This window comes from Imperialibacter sp., from assembly GCF_040222385.1.
Lineage (GTDB): Bacteria > Bacteroidota > Bacteroidia > Cytophagales > Cyclobacteriaceae > Imperialibacter.
Genome location: NZ_JAVKDF010000002.1, coordinates 1 through 22,705, shown reverse-complemented (window position 1 = coordinate 22,705; position 22,705 = coordinate 1). Strand labels below are relative to the sequence as shown.

The following is a 22,705-nucleotide window of genomic DNA, read 5'->3' as shown; positions in this document are numbered from 1 at the left end:
GGTCTAAAGCACATATGATTTATACCAAGAATATTTTCAGATTACTACTACTTGCAGGCTGTATCTGCCTGCTTCCTTCTTTGGCGTCAGCATCTATAGAGGATGGGAGCGAAGACAAATCAAAAGACAATAAGGAGCAGTGCGATCAGGAAGATAAGGACAAGAAAGCTGCAGAGGCTGCTGTGGTAAAGGAAAAGCCAAAGGCTGTTAACTATACTGCTTCAAGTCAGAAGAGCCGTGAAATTGTGCCAGGTTTGAGTAACAAAGCTGATTCGTCTTCGGTGCTTTCTTATAACTTCATATTCTATCTGGTGTACAAGTTTAAGTACTCAGAATCGGAAGAAGAGTTTTCTCAGGAATCGAGAACTACAGACTAAAAATATAAAGGGCTTTTCAGCCCTTTTTTTTATCCCCCGAATCGCCTTATTGGATAGTGACATTGAAAGGAGGTGCTGTTTCAACGTCCGTTTCGCCCGCCGCATTGGCAGCGTCGCCATCGCTTACACCCGCAGCAGTTTTGTTGGGCTCGTGTCTCAAAATCACAGTCAGCGTCCCTGAACCAGCCACTCCGGCAACAAAAGTATTTTGCAAACCAATAGGATAACCGTCAGCATCCTGATCATCGTATGTTGTTGTCAACTCGAGACCATCGCCTGTGATAAAAAAGAACTGATGTTCGGCTCCTTCCTCACTCACCTCAGCTGAAATGTTGTCAGCGGGTGTGGTTGACTCATTGAGTAACTCTACCGACACAGCATAGGTTTTCCCAGCCTCCAGCGAGATGTCATCCACTGTTGGCAAGTTGGCTCCGTCTCCATCGGCGTCCTTCCATTCCGCCACGAAAGAGTTGGTGCCTTCAGTAAATGTGAGCCTGACGGTGGTGATAAGCTCTTCTTCATTTTCCTTAACTGGATCGGGGTCGTCGTTACAAGACCCAAAAAGCAACAATGTTGCAAAAAGAAAGCTGGAAGCAAATTGTGTTTTCATCATTGTTAAATTAAAATTTATAGTTAAACCTTATAGTGATCGTTCTTCCCAGTTCGTTGGCATAGTACCTGAACCGGTTTAGGTATTCTCTGTACGAAGTACTGAGTAGGTTAGTGCCCTCAAGATAAATTTCGTAGTCATTGCCAAACAGCTGTGATCCGTAGGCCACGTTGAGGCCAAACAGCTGATATCCCTTCGGCGGATCTACATAATCGACCCCGCTTGGGTAACGGTTTTGTCTGCGCACAAGGCTATGCGAGGCTGAAACAAAAAATGTCTTCTTAGACTGGAATGGATAGCTCCAGGTGACACTGTTTTGGACACGGTCTCCCGGCATAAATATCAAAAAGTCGTCCTTCGAGACGTCCTTCGCACGGATAAGCGAACCCTTGAGGCTGTACAGCCACTGCTTGCTCAATTGAGCCGAAAGAGAAACATCTGTCCCGGCCATAAAGGCATCGGTTTGCACGTAAGAGTATACCGGAAAAGCTCCCCGGATAGTCAGCCGTGGTTCCGGCTGTGGCTGGAGATAGATGTAGTTGTCAATTTTCTGTGCATATATCGACACCTCGGCTGACCAAATGCCTTTGCGAATCAGCAGCTGGTTGACCCACTTCAGTGCCTGCTCAGTGTCAAGTTCTGTGTTGCCTTCCTCTATCGTGGCCGCTCCATGGTGAAGTCCCTGGCTGTAGAGTTCGCTTACATTCGGCGGCCGCCAGGCTGTGCCAAGGTTGGAGGTAACCTTCCATCCATCTGCTGGCTTTAGCACCAAGCCTACTGATCCTGAGAAGTTGTTGAAATGGTATTTGGGTCGTATTACTTCGTTGTTCTCGTCAAAGGTAAATACCTGAAAGGCTCTATTGTCAAACCTTAGCCCGGCCTCTATCTCCCAGCGGTCCTCCATCCACCTTTCGATGACAAACACGCCTGAGGTGGCACTGTTATAGTTGGGGATCAACGGCTCGATTCCTGTGCCAGGCACGTTCCTGTTTTCCTGGTAAATAAAGCTTCCGCCGATTTGCCCTCTAAGCTTCTGCCAAGTACGTTGTTCCCAAATAAGGTCGGTTGAGTGGGTGAGCAGGTCCATGTGTAAAGCAGGCGTTTCTCCTCTTCCTCCACGCCTGATGTCAAATTCCTTGCGAATATTCCTTTGGTAGCCGTACACCAGTTTGATATCACCCAGGTGACCTTTCTTCCCAAAAGTTGCCTTTGCCAAATCGTGACTTATCTCTTGCCTAGGGTTGTCGATTTTGTAGGAAAAGTCTTCTACAATAAGTGGCCTTTCGCTTTCAAAGGCAGCCTGGAGGTCGGTTAGGTTGCCAATGTGAGCGCTTCGTAAAATGCCAAGCTCAGTGGTAAACTTGCTGTAATAGACCTCCGCCAACCAGTCGTTCTTTTTGTATCCAATGGCTCCAGAAAAATCTGCCTCTTTTAAACCAGTATTAGTGAGCATGTAGTCGGGTGCTTTGAAGTCGCCGGCACGACGCCCGGTCGCCTGTAGCCTCCATGCCACCGATTCAGCTTTGCCCAGCCCCCCCTGCAAGGTTGTCGATGCCGACCCCATTCTCCCGTTGTCGGCAGCCATCAGCCTAACGTTACCGTGGAGGTGCTTGTGCTCATAGGGCAAAGCCGGTGGTTCCACTACCACAATACCGCCAATAGCTTCCGGCCCGTAACGAACGGCGGCGGCACCTTTCACCACCGAAATTTGCGTGGCCGTCATTGGGTCTATTTCGGGAGCGTGCTCAGTTCCCCATTGTTGACCTTCCTGCCGAAGGCCATTGTTAAGGATGAGGATTCTGTTGCTGTGAAGCCCGTTAATGATTGGCTTGGAAATGGTTGGGCCTGTTTTGAGACTTGAGACTCCGGGGAGCTCCTGCAAGCTTTCTCCAAGGGACTTTCCGCTGGCTCTGGCCAACTGGGTTTCTGATAGCGTTACTTCTGATTGTGTTTTGTCAGGCGAAATAACTTCACCCTGCACGGTTACCTCGTCTATCAATACTTCATCTTCTTCCATCAACACGAAAAGTTCGTTTTGTAGCGGAAGCGTAATGGTCAGGTGTTTTTCCTTATAGCCCAGGTAATGAATGTCGGCGGTGAAGGTGCCTGCGCAGAGCCCTTTTATATTGAACCGTCCCTTTTCGTCAGTAGTAGTTCCTTTTTCAGGGCCTACTAACCAAATAGCAGCTATGGGCAGCGCCTCTTTGGTTGACATGTCGATGACCGTGCCCTGCAAAGTTAGGTTACAGGGCTGGGCCTGGGCTAAAGTGCCACTCGCCTTTGCCATAAACAACACACATGTAAACGCTAATATTTTCTTGCTCAAGCCAGTTGAATCAACTTCTGTAAAGAACAAAAGTAGGGCTAGGGAATTCTAAATGCAACAGTGTTGCAAAAAAGAAATTCACTATTCTTTGAATGGTAAAGCCTGGTAGTTTTTCAGACACTCTTTACCACCAGGCTTTCAATGTCTTTTAGTGTGATTTTGCCTTCATAGTAGGCTTTCCCGAATATGACACCATAAACACCGATGTCGGCCAGGCGCTTGATGTCATCAACATTGCGAACGCCGCCGCTGGCAAATATGTGGAGGTTGGGAAAGCGGGCTACCAGTTGTTCAAACAGTTCGAAAGACGGGCCTTCAAGTACTCCATCCCTTGAAATGTCGGTAGTTTTAAGGTATTTGAGGCCGTTCTGGTAAAAGAAGTCAATATGCTCAAACAGGTCTATACTGGTATCTTTCAGCCAGCCACCTACCCGAATCTGCCCATTGAGCGAGTCGGCTCCAAGCGCAATCTTATTTCTGCCGTAGGACATCAGCCATGACGTGAAAAGCTCCGGCTTATAAACGGCCATGGTGGCGGAAGTAATACTGTCTGCACCGAACTCTATCAGCTTCAAAATATCACCATCGGTGTGAACACCACCTGCGTAATTGATTTTAAGCTTGGTGTGTCCGGCCATAGCCTCCAGCACATGGTAGTTAACGGGACTGCCCTTTTTTGACCCCTCAAGATCCACCAGGTACACCCTTTCGATGCCATGTTGTTCAAACTGCATTGCAACATCCAAAGGAGGCTCATCATAAATGGTCTCACTGGAAAAGTCTCCTTTGGTAAGGCGCACCGACTTTCCCTTCATCACTGTTATGGATGGTACAAGCTGTATCATATAAATAAATTTTGAGCCCGTGAAAATAGTAAACTTTAGCCGTAGAGACCCTCGCCTGTGATTATATTTTCCAGAATTTGGTTAGGTACCAAAGCCCCGAGAAATGTTTGTCCAGCAAGGCCAAGCTTCAATCTGATAAGAAAATACAAAATCTATTTGAGCTCCACAAGTTTAAACCCCTGGCCGTGCACGGTGAGAATTCTGAGGCGTTCATCTTCTTTCAGGTATTTGCGGAGCTTGGCAATGTATACATCCATGCTTCTGGCGTTAAAGTAGCTGTCATCGTGCCAGATTTTCAAAAGCGCCTCTGCCCTGTCAACGGTTTTGTTGAGGTTTTGGCAGAACAAAAGAAGAAGGGCATTTTCTTTTGATGTGAGCTTTATTTCTTCAGTTGGACTTTTTAGCAAATTAAGGTGAGCATCAAAATATAGGCTGCCGATTTCGAATTGAAGGGTCGCTTCCCCGCCACTGCCATTGGTTCTTCTAAATATTGCCTTCATTCTTAAAAGGAGCTCTTCCATTGAAAACGGTTTGGTTAAATAATCGTCGGCACCAATCTTCAGGCCTTCAATGGTATCATCTTTCATCGATTTGGCCGTGAGGAAGATGATGGGAATGGTTTTGCTTTTCTCTCGTATTTCTCTGGCAAGGGTGAAGCCATCCTTCTTAGGCATCATCACATCAAGAATGCACATATCGAAGCTATTGCGGGCAAAGGTGGTAAATCCAGCTTCTCCGTCAGTACAGAGAGTTGGTTCGTAGCCTTTTACTTCCAGATATTCCCGTAAGATCTGGCCCAAATTCGGATCATCTTCAACGATTAATAATTTAGGCTTCACTTCCATAGGGTAGATGTATTTCGAATGTACTTCCTTTTTTGAGTTCACTTTTTACTTCGATTGTGCCTCCATGCGCCTCTACCATGGTTTTTACGTAGGCAAGCCCGAGGCCAAAGCCTTTAACATCGTGCAGGTTGCCTGTAGGCACCCGGTAAAACCTGTCGAATATCTTCTGAGCAGACTCCTTGCTCATCCCCAGCCCATGGTCTTCCACCGTGATGACAATCCCATTTTTGCTATTAGAAGTTTTAACCAGAATTTCTGGATCTTCGGGCGAATACTTATTGGCGTTGTCGAGCAGGTTGTGTATGATATTAGTTAAGTGCATTTGATCCCCGAGTATTTTGGCCGGATTGGCTCTCATCTCGGTGGTGATTGTTCCATTTCGTTTTTGCACCTGAAGCACCACATTGTCAATGGCCTTTTCGATCAGGTCATTGATGTCTACGCTCTCCAGTTTAAGCTTGAAATCTTTTCGGTCGAGTGCGGCCATTTGGAGCACTTTTTCTACCTGGAGCCCGAGGCGTTTATTCTCTTCAGAAATAATTTTCAAGTAGCGCTTCTGAAAAGTGGGCTGAACGGCCACCTGCTCATCCTGTAGCGCTTCGCAAGCCAGGGCGACCGTAGAGATCGGTGTTTTGAACTCATGGGTCATGTTGTTTATGAAGTCGTTTTTTATTTCCGATATTTTCTTTTGCTTGATGATGGTTTGCACGGCATAGCCAAAGCAAAAGATGATGGTGACCAAAAGAACGGCTGAAGAGGCCATGCTGGTCCAAATCTTCTGAAGCAAAAACGATTTTTGATTGGGGAAGCTTATCAAAAGAGTGCTGCCCTCACCCAGCAAGTCGTTGGGGAAGAGGCTGGCCCTGAATTCCGTGTGCCGCCTTGTTTTTGGCTGATAGTTGGTCGAAGCCAAAACAATCTTACCGGACTCCTCATCCACGATGCTATAGTCATACTCGGTGTTAATACCTTTATTTTCGAGCTCCGAAGCCAGCAGAGAATCAAGCTGATGTGGGTCAATCCGATTGGAGATGGTAGGTTTCTCAAAAAGCAGCTCGTGTAGCGCCACCTGGATCATTTCAGTTTTTTGAGCTGCTTTTTGTATGGTTTTCTTGTACTGCCCTACCGCAAAATGCGTAGAGTCGCCGATTTCTGAAGTAAATGTGAAACCACTGAATCCGTCGCCGGGTGATGATGGCACCACGAGAACTGACGTGTCCTGAACAACATAGATATTATCGCCTTCATTTGATTCGAATTGGTACTGCACACCATAAGGGAGTTTTTTTATCTTTTGAGAAGCTTCAACCGGTTCTTCTCCACTTTTCACTTCCCATTTTTTATAGGTGCTCTCAATATACCTGACATTGCCCGGGGCCATGGGCGTGACACTTCTGAACTTGATATTGGAATTGAAATTGTCGAAAGCCACGAGCATGGCCTCTTGCCTTTCCAGCTTATCCACGGCGTTGGTCAGGGCTGTTTGTACATCCTTTCGGAAGCGCTCCTGGTTCACCTCAATCACAGCATCAATCCAGTAAAGCTGGAAGGCTACCAGCCCCATAAGGGCTACGCTCATTAGCGCTATGATCCAACGAAGGGTGTTCTTACTCATGCTCCAAATTTACGCTCAAGATACCTAACTGGTTCGCTTTTAACCTTTTTTAACAACAATTAACCATGCTTTAACATCCCCGCTTTGCTCATCGGAGTACATTTGGTTAAACACTACGAACTATGAAAACTATGACATTAACAAAAAGAATAAGGCTTTTGCTCCCGGTCTTCGTATTGTTGGCTGGTGGCGCTTGGGCCCAAAAGCAAACCACTATTCAACAGTCAAAAGACAAAAGCATCCATGTGGAGTTGCGGACTGATGAAGACGGAAGCACCAAAACTTTCAAGAAGGAATATAAGACCAGAGAGGAGATGCTGGCTGACGACGAGCTCAAGGCTTTTCTGGATGAGAATAAGCTGGATGTGCAATTTTACGGTAATGGTAAAGAAGAAGGCTTGCATACCATCATTCTGGATCAGTCTCCGGGTGTAAAAGAGCGAATACACATTCTCTCAGACTCCGACTCATTAAAGTCTTTCTTTTTCGATGGCTCGGGAACGTTTCAGTTCAATGGGGCGGATGGAGCGCAATCATATGTTTTTAGGGCCCCCAAAGACTCTGAAGATGCAGTTTGGATGTTTGGAGGGATGGATAGCCTCTTCAGTACGAAGTTAGCCCCATTTGATATCGACTCGTTGAGGGAAGTGTTCGGACAGCGGCTCGAAATGGGTGGTGACAATGGTTACTTCTTCGAATGGAATAGTGAAGACGGCGACAAGAATGGGTCGACTATAGTGCTGCGAAAGAAAATAACTATTTCAAAAATAGAGGACAACGAAGCTTCGCTTGATCAGCTCTCGTCCAAAAAAATGGAAAAGCTCGAGCCGCTGGATCTGACCTATTACCCTAATCCGAGTCATGGCCATTTCACATTAAAGATGTCACTCAGGTCAACTGATCCGTTGCAGGTGTCTATTGTGGATCTAAGCGGGAAAACTATTTACGAAGAGGAAATTAAGACTTTCGATGGCAGGTACTCAAAGGAGTTTAACCTGACTGACCAGCCAGCGGGCATTTATCTGCTTCAGGTAGTGCAGGGAAAAAGCAGGCTTGTTAGGAAAATAATGATCAATTAATAATTGCACGTATGTTTCAGAGAAAGGCACCGGGGTATCGCTCTGGTGTTTTTTTATTTGGCGAAGTCCATTTCACTTTACCCGATTTTTTGTGATATTCAGGCATCTGTAAATCGAATAACTGGTTTGGAAAGCTTCGATCAACTGTCACTCAATCAAAAAATCAACAAACTGTATGTTGAGGGAGAATTCCTGTTTGCGATCAGGTACTATGGACACAAAGTGAACCTCTATCAATTGGGCTCTCAGCTTTTTGAGGTTTTCTACAACCATAAGTATGACAGAATCGACAAGATTGAACCCTTCGACGACAAAAGCACCAGAATAAAGTTTTACGCTGACCAGATCAAGCTTCCTTTGCAGCTTTTTTAGTGGCAGCAGTCAGTAGCGCTTCGTGTAGCGCCACTACCTCGGGCACCAAAAGTTTCTGCTCGTTGTTGTTGAGCACATAGTCGGCCAGCTTTTTTTTCTCCTCGTCTTTAAGCTGATTCCCGATGATATCCCTCACCTGCTTTTCACTGCGCTGGGGATCCCTTGCCAGCACCCGGATTATTCTAAGTTCTTCCGGTGCCGTGACCAGCACAACACTATCCAGCGAGTTGTGTGAACCCGTTTCAAACAGCAATGCCGCTTCTTTGATGACGTAGGGCTGACTACTTTGAACGGCCACCCAGGCAGCAAAATCCCGCCCGACAGCGGGATGCACCAGGCTATTGAGTGTTTCCAATTTGGAAGGATTTGAGAAGACTTCTTTTGCCAAAAAGTTCCTATTGAGGTTTTTATTGTCAAGGTAAGCCTCTTCTCCGAAAGCCGCCTTTATTTCCTCCACAAGCTCTTTGTCTTCTACCATTAGCGCCTTGGCTCTGTTGTCGGAGTTATAGACGGGCACACCAAGCACCTCGAATATTTTGCAGACTGTTGATTTGCCGGAGCCAATGCCGCCGGTGACGCCAACAAGCAGGGGTTTACTGGTTGGCATGACCGACCTTAAGTTTTTCAGGGAGCAGCTGAAGTTCGAGCACTTCCGTCGGCCTGAACAAGACAACAGGGGTGATGGTGGAGTCTTCGCTGTTGTACATTTTGAAATCGGCAGCAATCGAAAATGCTGAGTCGCTAACCTGGCTGGCGAGATCACCTTTGATCGTGTAGAAGACGTAGGTGACTGTATCAGCCAGGTAAGGCACTTTGCCCCGGTATCTGTTTGGGAAGTTAACGGGCTGAATTTCTACCAGCAGGGAGTCTCTTATGAATTCTTCGGCTCTGAACTTAACAGTCACTGACTTGGGAGTCGAACTCATCAGTCGATTGTCAGTCAGGGGCACGGCCAGCGAGCGCTCGAAATCACCAGCGATGTCGCTGCGGTCAAACTCCAGCAGCCAGGTGGACGGAAAGCGGTTCATTAGGCTTGACGGGCCTTCTATAAGCACGCTGTCTGGTTCGTAAGTAATTGGGCTGGTAAGCCTGTAGTTTGTTGCAAGGGGAATGGTCAGGCTATCCACCACGGCCATTACCATTTTCTGAATTTTGGGCTCGACAGAAATAAAAAGTGTGTCTGTCACCACCCTGTTCAGGTCAATGTCAGTCAGCTGGTCTTTTATGATGTCGTAGAGCGAGTTTCTGGTAAGAAACTTTATTTCGGTGGGGTTATCGAGTTGAATAACCAACGGGTCAACGTTGAACCAAAAAGTTTTGCGCAAGAGGTTCCAGCCCCCACTGGCCACGTCAATACGCACTTCATCCGGAAGTGGCTTAACAATTACGACACTATCACGTGGAAAATCGAAGGCAATAGGGTAGCTAAGCCTGGCCTCGTAGTTTTTGTTGAGGGAGTTAAAAAACCAAAAGGTAGTAGCGGCTAAAACTGCCAATACTACTACCTTCCAATTTTCTCCAATCTTAAATGTAAAGACTTTTTTATTTGCCATTCTAGCAGGCAATATTTGAGGTTTCCTTATGAGGCTGCTGCTGCCGGAGTCGCATATTTTTTGCTGGCATCCAGCGAAATAGCGGCCTTTTCGAATTTGATCTTCAGCCCCTTGTCAACCTCAAGAACAATCGTGTCACCTTCAACTGCTGCTATTTTTCCGTGAATTCCCCCGGTGGTCACAACAGTATCACCTTTTTTAATTTCATCAATAAACTTGCGTTGCTCTTTCTGCTTTTTTTGTTGAGGCCTGATGAAAAAAAGCCAAAATATCAGGATCATGCCACCCAGCATAACAAACTGCATGTAGCCCCCACCTGAACTTGCCTGTGCTAAAATCAAATGCATTCTTATGTGATCGTTTAGGTATAATTATTTTTTAACAGGGCCATCTGCGGCGCCAGTTTTTGGAGCAACCACTGCCTTGATATTGAGACGAGACAGCTTAGGTGCGGTATTCGCAGTGATGCTAACAGTTTTGTTCTGCACACCCGGCTTGTTGCTACTGTTGAATTTGACCTGTATTTCGCCTGTTCCGCCCACTGGAATAGGCTCTTTGGGCCAAACTGGCACGGTGCAGCCGCAAGAAGCTGAAGCATTTGATATAATCAAAGGTGCTTCACCAGTGTTAGTGAATTTGAACACGTGTTCGGCGATCTCACCTTCTGTGATTGTGCCAAAATCATGGGTCTCTTCGGCCCAGGTAAAAACCGGTGCCGGCCCTGATGGCACTTCTTCTTCAAGGGCAGTTTGCTGAATTGTAGGGCTGGCTGTAGCTGCCGAGGAGGCTGGTCCGCTTCTGGCTTTGCCGGCTTCCAATTCTGCAACACGACCTTCCAATCTGGCCAGACGGCCTTCCATTTCGGCATTTGAGCAGCTAAATCCTACTGCCACTAATGCTCCAAAAACTAATACGTTAACTACTGACTTCTTCATGACTATGGTATTTTGAAGGGTTAGTAAAATTCTGTTAGGAACTTCAAATTTAGTATAAACAATGAATAAAACGGAATGGGCAGGTTAAAGATTCCCTATTACACGAAAGGCGAAAAGCCCTTTGCAGAGGAGAATTTAACCAATCTTTTCCCGGGTCGTACTATTTTTTTCTGATCTGACCGATGAGCTCATCCACATCGTCAAGCAGTCTTTCTGCCTTTTCCTTGGCGTCGTTGATGATCCTTTCTCCTTCGGATTTCGCTTCGCTCTCCACCAGGCCTTTGCTCTCCATCAGCTCATCAATCAACTCCTGAAGTCTACCTTTGTACTTGTCGAGCTGGAAGGAAAGCTTGTCCCTCGTGTTAGTTCCCTTATCGGGAGCATATAAAATACCTAGCACCGCTCCTGTGGCGGCTCCAGCCAAAAATGCTATTAAGGTACCAGTAGTCCTGCTCATAGTATATCTCTATTTGTTATCAATTAATCCTCTTCCACTTTTCTTTATAACGCCTTTCGCTGCCAAATCGTTGGCCAATACATCTAATAATCCGTTGACGAACTGCTTGCTCTTAGGCGTGCTATAGTTTTTTGAAATCTCAATAAACTCATTTATCGTCACTTTTACCGGTATTGAAGGAAAATGAACCATTTCTGCGATGGCCATTTTCAAAATCACCTTATCGATAAGCGCAATTCTATCGATTTCCCAGTTTTTTGATTTCTCAGCAACAATGGCCTCATATTCCTCATTATTGGAAAATGTTATTTTAAACAGGTCACGGAAATAGTCAAGGTCGTCTTCCAGGTTGGCAGAAAGCTCCAGCAGTTGGAAGGGTTCGCCCTGACCCTGATACGCCTTGATCGTTTTCACCGCAAGGCTCTTTACAATGCCGCTGTTTTCTTCCCAATACAAGTCCTTCTCTTCCATGAAGGTTTGAATGGTTGGATGCTTGAAAAACAGCTTTTTGACAATGTGCAAAGCGACTTCTTTGTCTTGCTCAAACGTTGGATTTGAAAGTAGCTGATAGGCCTTGTAGGCCTCGTCCGCTTTCAGAATGTCCTTGTACCAGATACTTGTGTCGTCTCTGTAAGCTGACCAGCTAAGCGACCGTTGGCCAAGCTGCTGCTGCAACGGTTCGAAGTCAAGAAGGGCCTGCACAACCTTGTTGTCGGCCAGGTTGTAGTCATTGGCCACAACAATTTTTTCGGACGACAGATTGCCTAGCTGCTTTCTTTTCTCCTTCGATACATGGAGTGCAAACTCCACAGGCAACATCAATGCCAGGTAGTAAGAGTCGTGGATGCTATCCACGTCTTTCAGCATGCGGCTTTGGAAAGCCTCCTTGTCTTTTTTGACCTGATTCCTGAAGTAGGTGACGGCATCTGCCACAGATTTCCTCATCTCATCATCCGCTTCAGCAGGATATTGGATAACGTCATTCTTATGCTGCTCGGCGAAGCAAGTTTGCGCTATCTTTCCTTTCTTCCTGAGAAGTTTGGCGTCCTGAGGCTCCATACTATTCAAATCTGGCTGAAAGTGATCGGCTATTTGCTGATTGGCGATTTCAAAGTCTGAGATGATACTTTGCTCAAGAGCAAAATATGACTGCACGGCTTTGATCCGAAGGGTTCTTCTGTTTAGCATTTCCCAATAAAAAAAGAACGAAAAGTTTTATTTAAATTTCTATTAAACTAGTAAGATAACTTGATCTTACCAATATCATTGATTCTGTTAATGGCTATTTCCATGGCTGATTCCTGAGGCGTAATGCCTTTTTTCTCTGCCAGGTCAAATACCCTGAGAGTTGTTTCAAATATCCTCTCTGTTTGCTGATACACTACGTCCCTATTATAGTTGCCTATCTGCTCGTAATAAACATTGGTAATGCCGCCGCCATTGATAAGAAAGTCTGGTGCGTACAGGATTCCTTTTTCAATCAGCTTTCTGCCATGCTTCAGCTCTTCTGCCAATTGATTATTGGCGCCACCAGCAATCATGGCACATTTCAACCGACCGATTGTGTCGTCATTTATCGTAGCGCCTAAGGCACAGGGCGAATAGATGTCAACGTCCAGATCGTAAATGTCGTCGACAGGCACCACTGTGGCTCCGAAATTGTCCACTGCATGCTTGAGCTTCTCTTCATGAAAGTCGCAAACAAATATTTTTGCCCCGTCTTTTGCGAGGCGTTCCATGAGGTAAGTAGCTACATGGCCCGCTCCCTGCACGGCCACTTTTTTTCCTTTCAGTGAATCGCTGCCATACACTTTTTTGGCTGTTGCTTTCATGCCCATGAACACACCAAAGGCCGTAACCGGAGAGGGGTCACCACCACCACCCATCGACTCCGGCACGCCGGTTACGTAGGGAGTTTCCATTCTGATATATTCCATGTCACGGGTGGACATGTTTACGTCTTCAGCTGTCCAGTAGCGGCCACCCAGCCCATGCACAAACTTGCCAAAGCGGCGCATAAGGACTTCGTTTTTGATTTTTTTGGCATCACCAATAATCACTGCTTTTCCGCCACCAATATTAAGGCCGGCAATGGCTGACTTAAATGTCATTCCCCTCGACAAACGCAGGGCGTCGTTAAGGGCATCCTCTTCAGAGGCGTAATTCCACATACGGGTGCCACCTACAGCAGGCCCCAAAACTGTGTTGTGAATGGCAACAATGGCCTTTAAACCAGTTGCCTTGTCGTGGCAAAATACCACCTGCTCATGCTCCAACTCCGACAGCTGGTTGAAAATACCCATGCCGGTGGTTTTAAATTCTGAAGTTTCGATCATCACGAAGATAAAATAAGGTCACATGTTGTTATTTGGGTTCAAAGCTTTCCCTACTTTTGACAAGAAATGTCGGAATTGCGTTTGTAGCCACAAAGCTACGTTTTTTTTAGGTTGCGAACCAAGGTATTCGCCAGCCCAATGAACCATTTACCCAAAGTCTCGTTTTAAGATTCAGTGAAAGATCTAGCAGCAATAAATAAGTATCTCCTCAAATATAAGTACCACCTGATTCTGGGTACTTTGTTCATTATAATTTCCAATGTGTTTGCCATCATTCCGGCCTACCTGGTAAGGCAGGCTTTTGATATTGTGCAGCGGGGAATCAGCCTGCACAGCGCATTTCAGGGCCTTGAGTTACAGTCGGAAACCTACGATTTGTTTACGTCCAGCATCTTCATTTATGGATTTTTTATTCTGCTGATGGCGCTGCTTCGGGGCGTGTTTTTGTTTTTCATGAGGCAGACAATTATTGTGATGTCACGCCTGATAGAGTATGACATGAAGAACGAGATTTACGCTCACTATCAAACCCTTCCGCTGAGCTTTTATCGCCGAAACAATACGGGCGACCTGATGGCAAGAATCTCTGAGGATGTGAGCAAAGTGCGCATGTATATTGGCCCTGCCATCATGTACGGAATCACGCTGTTCACCCTGTTCTTTATGGTGATTCCATTTATGTTCAGCATCAACCCGAAGTTGACACTTTATTCTCTGCTCCCCTTACCTGTGTTGTCGGTCAGTATCTACTTCGTTAACAACATTATCAACAAGCGTTCGGAAGAAATTCAAAGAAGTCTTTCCAATCTTTCAACTTTTGTGCAGGAGGCTTTCTCTGGTATAAGAGTGATTAAGTCGTTTGTGAGGGAGCACGATTTTGATGACAAGTTCAAAAGGGAGAGCAATGAGTACAAGGACAAGTCGCTACAGCTCACCTTCGTCAATGCGCTGTTCTTTCCTCTGATCATGTTTTTGATCGGACTTAGCACCATCCTCACTGTATATATCGGATCAATTGAAGTGATGGCGGGAGCGATCACCACAGGTATCATCGCTGAGTTTATTATTTATGTAAACATGCTCACCTGGCCTGTGACTTCGCTGGGCTGGATTACCAGTATCATCCAGCGGGCAGCGGCGTCTCAAAAGCGGATCAACGAGTTTCTGGATACAAAGACGGAAATTGTTTCGACACTCAATGTGAAGCAAGAAATCAAGGGAGCAATTAAGTTCGAAGATGTGTCGTTTGTGTATCCCGATTCCGGCATCAAAGCGCTGAGCCACGTTTCATTTACAGTGGATCCCGGCGACTCATTGGCTGTGATTGGCACAACTGGATCCGGCAAGTCGACCATTGCCAACCTTATTTGCCGCATGTATGATGTGAATCAGGGTCAAATAAAAGTGGATGGACACGACATAAGGGCCTACAATGTCCAGCATTTGCGTGGGCAGATAGGCTATGTGCCGCAGGACGTGTTCCTCTTTTCGGATACGTTGGCCAACAATATTGCTTTTGGTGGCAACGATCACAACCGGGATCAAATAGTAAAGGCTGCTGAAGATGCTGACCTTCTCGAAAACATAAAGGGATTCCCGGCCGGGTTTGAAACGAAGATAGGTGAAAGGGGCATTACGCTGTCAGGTGGGCAGAAGCAGCGGCTGTCTATTGCCCGTGCCATCGTTCGTAACCCGCAGATTCTTATTCTCGACGATTCGCTTTCGGCGGTAGACACAAAAACCGAGAACTCCATTCTTCAGGCAATGAAGCGCATTATGGTGAATCGCACGACCATCATTATTTCCCACAGGGTTTCCTCAGCCAAGCTAGCGAACAAGATCATCGTGCTGGACGATGGCGAGATCAAAGAGTACGGTGTTCACGAATCGCTGCTGGCTCAGGGCGGCATTTACAAAGAGCTTTACGAGAAGCAGTTGCAGACAGAGGAGAGCGAGGGGTAGGGCATTTCGTCACCTTAGCTCGATCTATTTTGTCTGGAGTTTTGAGCAATCCCTGACCCAAGTCTTTCCCTGTAGAATATTGTGGTTGCCTTAAGGATTCTCCGGAGTCCTTTTTGCGCATTATTTGCTGACGAACAGCGTCTCAAATTGACAAGAACTTACTTTGAAATGCGTCCTGAAATGAACGGCTTATTCTTATTTCCTGATCGCCCAGCCATACACTATGATTTTCAAATGAGTCTACGTGGTGAATATTGACTAAGGCCGACCTGCTCACCCTTACGAAGTCCTGGCTATTGAGTTTAGTTTCGAAAGTATGTAGACTCATTGTCAATAGATGGATTTTCTCCACTGTAAATACCTTACAGTAACTTCTTTCAGCCTGCACATACAATATGTCCCGAAGAAGGATTTTAATATAATGCTTATTCACTTTGAGAAAAACCGCATCTAAAACCAAATGCTCTGTTGGTGGGGCAGTTATGGTGCTTGCCTGTAGTTGTTTCGAAAAGTTATCAATAGCCAGGTCGATGGCAAAGCCGAGGTCTTTTTCAACAAAAGGCTTCACCAGGTACGCAAACGGGTGTGTCTTTTTAGCCCTTTCAAAGGTAGTGTTGTCGGAGTACGCCGTTAGGTAAATAATGGGGACTAATTGTATTTTGCTAACTAACTCAGCCGCCTGTATGCCATCCATGGGGCCGTCGAGGTTGATGTCCATGATAATGAGATCTGGAGCCAGGTCGTGCACTGCTTCCAGTGCTGCCTTCCCGGTCTTTACCCACTTTACTACTTCATAACCCAGATCACCCAGGCTGAGTACAATGTCACTAGCAACAATGGAGCTGTTTTCGACTACAAGAATTTTCATGCCATGAATTTTTGCCAAAAATTGAAGACTAAAACGCCACAAGCCTAAATGAACTTGTGTTATGGCTCGCCGATTGAAGTAATGATAATTTACAAAAAAATATTGAATTCAGCTTATTCCAGGGAAGAGGGTTGGCTCGATTTTCTGGCAGAATGTAAACTATATTTAAGAATAAAGACCTTTACTGTTGTTCCACGAGCTCTTATAAATTCAACATTTCCATCCAGCTCCTCGACCAGAGATTGAATAAGTCCGATTCCAAAGGATTTAACCTTAGTCGGATGTAAGCCCTCATCGGGAATCCCGATGCCGTTGTCCTTAACCACCAAAAGAAGCTTCCTCCCTTTTTTCTCAAACTGAAGAGAAAGACAATTTTTTCTACTTTTCTTAAAAGCATGCTTAAAACAATTGCTTACCAATTCGTTGACAATCAGCCCTATAGGTAATGCGGTGTCTACGCTAAGGTGCAATTCTTGCAGATTGTAATTTAACTGAATTTCGCTATCGCTGTAGCCATGTGAAGAAATCAGGCCATCGATCAACTTTTTGATGTAACTGTCTATCTGTATGCTGGAAAAACGGTCGTGCTGGTAGAGGCATTGGTGGATTAGCGCCATGGCTTTCACCCTGTCACGCCCCTCAAGTACAGCATTCTGGGCCTTTTTGTCTGTTAGCTGACGTGATTGGAGCTTGAGTAGGCTGCTGATTATCTGGAGGTTATTTTTTACCCGATGGTGAATTTCGCCTAATAGCACGTCCTTTTCCTGGTTCTTAAGCGCCAACTCTATCCTTTGCTGATCGATAAAGTCTTTTTGAGAGCCGAGCTTTCTAACGTACTTCTGACGTTTGTAATAGGCGAAACCAAATAAGAGTACTGCTATAGATACCAGTCCTACCATAAGTTCCCGTTGGAAGAGCTTCGCTTTTTGGGCCGTATTTTGGGCGTTCAATAGTTCTATTTCCTTGTTCTTCTTTTCTGTGTCGTATTGAACCTGTAGTTGAGCTATCTGTAACGAGCTTTCGCCATTAAATAGTCTATCCTTTAAGGCCGTGTGTTCTTTCATATAGAACATTGCTTGCTCATGGTTCCCGATGGCGGAGTAGAGCTCCGAGAGTAATTCAAAGCTATTGAGAATGGAGACCACGACTTGCTTTTTCTTTGCCTCAGTCAGCGATTTATGGGCCAATACGAGGGCCTCGTCAGTTTGACCAAGCTTCATTAAATATCTTGCTTTTAGCGACCAAAGTTTGATACAAAAGGGATTGTAGGCCATCCCTTCTACCATTGCCAGGGATTGATCCAGGTAGGCCAAGCCTTCAGGGTATTTCCCCATAAGAAAATAGAGGCGGGCCAAATTTCCCCGAATAATTGAAACACTATGCCTCGTGCCTATGGAGTCCCAGATGGCCATCGCCTCAAGAAATACCCGCTCTGAGTCCAGGTAGTTGCCGCTTTCCCTTAATGCCTCACCCAGCTCGTGGAGATGCCCGGCGTACTGATTCATTGTACCCGATTTTAGCATTTCCTCTGCCCCCAGCCGCAGGAAGTACACTGCCGAATCGTACTTTTTGTTATTGTAGTAAACGCTCCCGATATTATTAAGGCTCGAACCCAGGTCTCCATTTTTCTTCTTTCTCTCCGCTACCAATACCTTTCTGTGGTAGGCAAGGGCCTCTCGAAGCGCCCTGTCTCTAAAAATTTCGCCGCCGAAGTTGTAGAAGTTTGTTCTACTCGTAAAACCAGGAATCGTGTTGCGAATTTCGAGGGATTTGGTAGCGTACTTGATTAATTCGGGAAAGTTGGCGAGCTGGTGGTGAACCAGGGCTATGTTGTCAATGTTGTGGGCCATCTTTCTTTTGTCGCCTAGTCTTTCATTGATCACCAAAGCCTTTTGGTGGTAAAATAATGCCGAATCGTAGGCGGTATGATAGTGGAAACACAATCCCAGATAGGAGAAGTTTTTGGCCAACATGGATGAATCGTTGAGCAATGCGAATAGCCTGATGGATTGGTGGTATTTGCTTTCAGCTTCTGCGTAGTAGCCATTGAGCCAACGCTCTACTCCGTATAAAAAATGAGCCCTGGCAACTCCCTTTTTGTAATCCAGGGCGCTTGAATATTTAAAAGCAGAATCCACATAAGCTGGCGTCATCCAAATATTCACGTCTTTGATTTCCTCTGCCAGTGTCAGGTACACTTCAGCTTTCTCCAGCTCGCTGATTGGCCTGTCCAACCTGCGCTTTAAACTGTCAAATTTACTTGTAGTCTGAGACCAGGCAGGCATCACAAAGGCCAGATGAAAAATGGTAGCGAACGACCATCTCACGAGGAGTTTGTAAACATACCATCTAAAAAACCTCATTTGCAAAGTGATGTTAGTTGCTCGGATTTCCACTCGGAAAAGAAAACACCCCACTCGGAAAAGCTTTCCCTCAGCTCGCAAAAATAGTTTGATTTCGATTTATGTACGATGCTAATTCCCTTATAATCAACGAGTTTAATTTAGCGATGTTTCTGGTTTAAACCTTTGGGATATGATAAAAATTACGAAAGCTTCACGGCGCTCCATCCCGGTAATGGTAGTTGCAGCGCTGATTTTTTTTAGTGAATCGGCATATTCGCAGTGGGTGCAATCACCTGGGCCGGAGGGGGGTGATATTGTTAACATTAAACTAATTTCAACTGAAATCTGGATTGCCGCTACCCGATACGGCGGCGTTTATAAAACCTCCGACAGTGGCGACAACTGGACACTCGTAGGCGATGACATACTAGGAGTAGAAGCGACTGGCATAGCCACCCTGGGAACAAACATTGTAGTAGCTACAGAGAACGGAGTGTATAGATCGGCGGACACTGGTGATACCTGGGCGTACGCCAACACTGGCTTAACCGACACTGAATTGCTAAGCGTGGCAACAATTGGAAGTGAATTTTGGGTTGGTTATACCGGAGGTATCTCTACCTCAGCCGATGGATCATCATGGTCAGCTTTGGGGACTGGCATAGCCAGTAGTTCAGAGATTAATTCCTTTTCACAGGATGGATTAGACCCTGATCTACTCGCAGCCGCATCCGATGAAGGTCTGTATATGACCACAGATGGAGGTGCGACGTGGGGTACAGTCAATGTAACGGGTGCACCCTCTCAGGATTTTTCTTCCGTCGCCTTTGGCTTCCCTGATGAGCTGGTAGTTACCGACTTCCAGGGTGGCTCGTTTTTCAGCGACGACGCCGGCGCCACCTGGAATGCTGTTGGTGGCTTGTCGCCGGAGGGTTTTTACCGTGTATTTCGGGGCCCCAATGGAGTTTATGCCGGAACAACCGACGGCCTCTTGCTTTTTGCCTTTGAGGGCTCCACCTGGGTACAAGCTTTTGAAGCCATTCCCACCAATATAAATGTCACGAGTTTTTATGCTGCAGACGTGTCAATGATTGGTACCACTGGCGGAATTTTCCGAAGCACGGATGCCGGGGTGAGTTGGGTGGAAATAAATTCTGGCATCAATGCTCATAAGATTACTGACTTCAAAGGCAGCGGTGAAGACTTGTATGCGTCTACCAATGGAGGAGGTTTTTTTGTAAGCAGCGACAATGGAAGCTCGTGGACAGCTAAGAATAATGGGTTGGCTGGACTGGGACTCACGATTTTCACTCTGTACAGCGAAGTATCGTTTATTCTGGCGGGTACCGGGAATGGCATTTACAAAAGCACCAACGAAGGAGCTTCCTGGACGGCAGTAAATACCGGATTGAATGGCTTGCCTGTTGTAAATATTGTTGGCATTGGTGATACATATTTTGCTTTGGAGCTACTGGGCGGAGTGAGTAAGTCCACTGACAACGGTGTGACCTGGAGTAGCGCAAATGGCACGACTGGTAATGAGATAAATGGGATTCCTTTAACATTGACATCCGATTTGACCAACATATATACGGGAAACTTCTTTGGTGATATTATTTCCAAATCTTCTGACGATGGAGACACATGGGTAGCTGCCGATAACGGAATTGCTAATACAAGTGGCTTTAATACTGCCACCTATCTATATGTCCTTGGTAGCAGTATCTATGCATCTACGGCTGAGGGCTTTTACAAATCCTCAAACAAGGGAGATTCATGGACTGCAGCTGGAACAGGACTGACTGGGGCTGTCCTTGGCCATGCCATTCTAAGTTTGGATGAATTGTATTTTTCTGTTGAAGACAATGGCGTTTATGTGTCGGACGATTTGGGAGACAATTTTACATCCTACAATACAGGTCTCAATAATTTATCGACAGGCCCTCTAATTGTAAAAGCATCAACCCTATTTGTGGGCACCAATGGTAGTGGGGTATGGGGCGATGGGGTCACATTTACTCCAAGCAGTGTCCCGGATGCGCCGGCAGCTCCTACTTTTGGCACAGTTACGAATAGCTCCATTGTAGTTAATTGGGCTGCACCCAACGACAACGGCAGCGCCATCACAAGTTATGTGCTTGAGCAGAAATTGGGAAGTGGCGGAGACTTTGCAGCAATATTTACCGGAGATGCGCTGACTTTTTCATCCACCGGCCTTGCTTCCAATCAAGAGTATTTTTACCGTGTCAAAGCCACAAATGCTATTGGAAGTTCGTCCTATTCTTCAGAAGCTAGTGCAACCACTTTGGCCGGGCCACCGAGCAAACCGGCGGCTCCAACCTTCGGAGCCATTACGTCAACTTCGATCGTGGTCAACTGGGCGGCACCTGCTGATAATGGCAGTGCTATCACCAGCTATGTGCTTGAGCAAAAGCAAGGGGTTGGAGGAGCATTTTCGGAAGTATTTAATGGTAATGGTCTGACCCATACGGCTACGAGCCTCACCGACAATCAGGAATACTTTTACCGGGTAAAGGCAGTAAATTCCGTTGGATCATCCGATTTTTCAATTGAAGCAAGTCAGGTGACAACAAACAATATTGCACCAACAGTTGTGTCATTTTCACCAGCCAACAACGCCGTAGCAGTAGAAGTTGAGTCAGCCCTGGTTTTAACATTTAATGAGAGCATTCAGAAGGGAACCGGTAATATCTATATCAAATCGGGAGTCGATGGGTCAGTGGTGGAAACGATTGATGTAACCTCAGACAAGGTCACCATTAGCGGGGCTACGGCGACATTGCAGCCCGGAGCTAACTTGCCTTTTAGTACTTTGCTTTATGTTTTAATCGACGATACTGCGTTTGAAGACCTTGAAGGGGCTCCCTATGCGGGCATCAGCGGCAGCAGCGTTTGGCGTTTCACTACCAAGGACGAGTTTGGGCCACCTGCTAAACCGGCAAGCCCAACATACGATAATATTACTTCTAAGTCAGTAAGGGTAAATTTTGTAAAGCCAGAAGATAATTGTGGGGGGTGCGATATGAGTTTTACTGTCTTCCGCAGTGCTGGCGGTGTGAATATAAAAAACGAAAATGGAGGAAGCTTCAACGCCGAAACAGGAACGCTTACGGTTGGTAGCCTTTCGCCCGATACAGAATATGCTTTCGGCGTTACAGTGACAACAGAATACGGCTCTTCCACCTCTGATCCAGCGTCGGTGACGACAGAAAGTAACCGAGTACCGGTTATTGAGGCTCAGTCTTTTACCATTGATGAAAACAGAACCAACAGTGAGGTTATCGGGCTTATTGCAGCCTCCGATCCAGATGGCGATGTATTAACGTATTCAATTACAGCTGGGAACACAGAAGACGCCTTTACACTGAATGGCGTCAATAGCCTTTATGCGCATAACTCAACAGCGCTTGATCACGAAACCAATCCGGTATTTAATTTGACCGTGGAGGTTAGCGATGGCAGGGGAGGAACATCAAGTGCCATAGTTACAGTTAATCTAAATGACCTGGGCCCTGCAATCGGCGATCAGACATTTACCATTGATGAAAATGCCCCAGAAGGGACGATTGTCGGCAACCTTGTTGCCACGACAGGTGATGGTGAATTGACCTTCGCCATTTTGGACGGCAATACCAATGATGCCTTTACGGTATCCAAGCTGGCGCCATTTATTTCTCGCTTAACCGTTAATACCACATTAGCGCTTGACTTCGAAGTCACGCCATCATTTAGTCTGACAATGGAAGTCAGTGATGGACAAGGCGGTACGGCTACTGCCATCGTCACAGTCAATCTCAACGATGTGAATGAGGTTGTAGAGCCCGAAAACTCGCCTCCAGTGATTGCAAATCAAAGCTTTTCGGTACCGGAAAATTCGCCAGAAGGGATTGGTTTGGGAACTATTGCTGCTTCTGATCCAGATGATGACCCCCTCACTTACTCGATTAGCTCGGGAAATGTGGGCGATGCTTTTGAATTAAACTCAAACCAAGACCTCATTGTCAAGTCTTCAGCAGCACTTGACTTCGAAACTACCCCTGTTTTCGAGCTGGTGGTGGAGGTAAGTGATGGCGAATTGTCGGCGTCGGCTACTATTACAATAAACCTGATTGATGTCGAGGAGACCGAAACCGGAGTCGAAGATTTTTATGACGGCAGA

At 46.1% G+C, this 22,705-nt stretch carries 19 protein-coding genes; 5 read left to right on the top strand and 14 right to left on the bottom strand.

The genetic code is table 11. The features are described 5' to 3' along the window. Positions 1-14 precede the first annotated feature (14 nt). Complete coding sequence (locus RIG68_RS00115) at positions 15-377, top strand: hypothetical protein (protein ID WP_350117586.1); 363 nt, start codon at positions 15-17, stop codon at positions 375-377. A 46-nt stretch (positions 378-423) separates the two neighbouring features. On the opposite strand, the gene RIG68_RS00110 is transcribed toward RIG68_RS00115, so the two are convergent. The 5 genes from RIG68_RS00110 to RIG68_RS00090 form a co-directional block, all read right to left on the bottom strand. Beyond that, complete coding sequence (locus RIG68_RS00110; RefSeq protein WP_350117584.1) at positions 424-990, bottom strand: hypothetical protein; 567 nt, start codon at positions 988-990, stop codon at positions 424-426. 7 nt (positions 991-997) lie between these two features. After that, on the bottom strand, positions 998-3,274 hold the full coding sequence (locus RIG68_RS00105; RefSeq protein ID WP_350117583.1) for a TonB-dependent receptor: 2,277 nt from the start codon (positions 3,272-3,274) through the stop codon (positions 998-1,000). A gap of 152 nt (positions 3,275-3,426) precedes the next feature. Beyond that, positions 3,427-4,158 (bottom strand): 1-(5-phosphoribosyl)-5-[(5-phosphoribosylamino)methylideneamino]imidazole-4-carboxamide isomerase, encoded by a 732-nt coding sequence (locus tag RIG68_RS00100; protein WP_151997681.1) that lies wholly within the window; start codon positions 4,156-4,158, stop codon positions 3,427-3,429. Between the two features lie 152 nt (positions 4,159-4,310). Further along, positions 4,311-5,003, bottom strand: a complete 693-nt coding sequence (locus tag RIG68_RS00095) for a response regulator transcription factor (RefSeq protein WP_350117581.1) — start codon at positions 5,001-5,003, stop codon at positions 4,311-4,313. Then, the gene (locus tag RIG68_RS00090; protein WP_350117580.1) at positions 4,987-6,618 is read right to left on the bottom strand and encodes a sensor histidine kinase; all 1,632 of its coding nucleotides are present in this window, start codon (positions 6,616-6,618) and stop codon (positions 4,987-4,989) included. The genes RIG68_RS00095 and RIG68_RS00090 overlap by 17 nt, the downstream gene beginning before the upstream one ends. Positions 6,619-6,740: 122 nt before the next feature. On the opposite strand from RIG68_RS00090, the gene RIG68_RS00085 reads away from it, so the two are divergent. After that, positions 6,741-7,697, top strand: a complete 957-nt coding sequence (locus RIG68_RS00085) for a T9SS type A sorting domain-containing protein (RefSeq protein ID WP_350117579.1) — start codon at positions 6,741-6,743, stop codon at positions 7,695-7,697. A gap of 126 nt (positions 7,698-7,823) precedes the next feature. After that, a complete protein-coding gene (locus RIG68_RS00080; protein ID WP_350117577.1) occupies positions 7,824-8,069 on the top strand; it encodes a hypothetical protein in 246 nt (81 codons plus the stop codon). On the opposite strand, the gene coaE is transcribed toward RIG68_RS00080, so the two are convergent. From coaE to RIG68_RS00045, 7 genes are all read right to left on the bottom strand, one after another. Further along, positions 8,044-8,676, bottom strand: coding sequence for a dephospho-CoA kinase (gene coaE, locus RIG68_RS00075; protein WP_350117575.1), 633 nt, complete (start codon positions 8,674-8,676; stop codon positions 8,044-8,046). The genes RIG68_RS00080 and coaE overlap by 26 nt on opposite strands. After that, complete coding sequence (locus RIG68_RS00070) at positions 8,663-9,622, bottom strand: YbbR-like domain-containing protein (protein ID WP_350073094.1); 960 nt, start codon at positions 9,620-9,622, stop codon at positions 8,663-8,665. Before RIG68_RS00070 ends, coaE begins: the two co-directional genes overlap by 14 nt. Before the next feature lie 26 nt (positions 9,623-9,648). Then, positions 9,649-9,969: a preprotein translocase subunit YajC gene (gene yajC / locus RIG68_RS00065; RefSeq protein ID WP_151997675.1), complete on the bottom strand. Its 321-nt coding sequence runs from the start codon at positions 9,967-9,969 to the stop codon at positions 9,649-9,651. Between the two features lie 24 nt (positions 9,970-9,993). Continuing rightward, entirely contained in the window at positions 9,994-10,557 is a 564-nt protein-coding gene (locus RIG68_RS00060; RefSeq protein ID WP_151997674.1) for a DUF1573 domain-containing protein, read from the bottom strand. A gap of 160 nt (positions 10,558-10,717) precedes the next feature. Beyond that, positions 10,718-11,014 carry a YtxH domain-containing protein gene (locus RIG68_RS00055; protein ID WP_151997673.1) on the bottom strand — a complete coding sequence of 99 codons (297 nt, stop codon included), beginning with the start codon at positions 11,012-11,014 and terminating at the stop codon, positions 10,718-10,720. Between the two features lie 9 nt (positions 11,015-11,023). Further along, complete coding sequence (nusB, locus tag RIG68_RS00050; RefSeq protein ID WP_350117573.1) at positions 11,024-12,202, bottom strand: transcription antitermination factor NusB; 1,179 nt, start codon at positions 12,200-12,202, stop codon at positions 11,024-11,026. Positions 12,203-12,249: 47 nt separating this feature from the next. Continuing rightward, on the bottom strand, positions 12,250-13,350 hold the full coding sequence (locus tag RIG68_RS00045; protein ID WP_350117571.1) for a Glu/Leu/Phe/Val dehydrogenase dimerization domain-containing protein: 1,101 nt from the start codon (positions 13,348-13,350) through the stop codon (positions 12,250-12,252). Positions 13,351-13,524: 174 nt separating this feature from the next. Between RIG68_RS00045 and RIG68_RS00040 the strand changes: the two genes are divergently transcribed. Continuing rightward, positions 13,525-15,312 carry an ABC transporter ATP-binding protein gene (locus RIG68_RS00040; RefSeq protein WP_350117569.1) on the top strand — a complete coding sequence of 596 codons (1,788 nt, stop codon included), beginning with the start codon at positions 13,525-13,527 and terminating at the stop codon, positions 15,310-15,312. A gap of 142 nt (positions 15,313-15,454) precedes the next feature. Here RIG68_RS00040 and RIG68_RS00035 read toward each other — a convergent pair whose 3' ends face one another. Next, complete coding sequence (locus RIG68_RS00035; RefSeq protein WP_350091349.1) at positions 15,455-16,180, bottom strand: response regulator; 726 nt, start codon at positions 16,178-16,180, stop codon at positions 15,455-15,457. A gap of 113 nt (positions 16,181-16,293) precedes the next feature. After that, positions 16,294-18,543 (bottom strand): tetratricopeptide repeat-containing sensor histidine kinase, encoded by a 2,250-nt coding sequence (locus RIG68_RS00030; RefSeq protein WP_350117567.1) that lies wholly within the window; start codon positions 18,541-18,543, stop codon positions 16,294-16,296. Positions 18,544-18,715: 172 nt separating this feature from the next. Here RIG68_RS00030 and RIG68_RS00025 point away from each other — a divergent pair. Then, positions 18,716-22,705: cadherin domain-containing protein (locus tag RIG68_RS00025; protein WP_350117566.1), on the top strand; the 3,990-nt coding region annotated here is incomplete at its 3' end.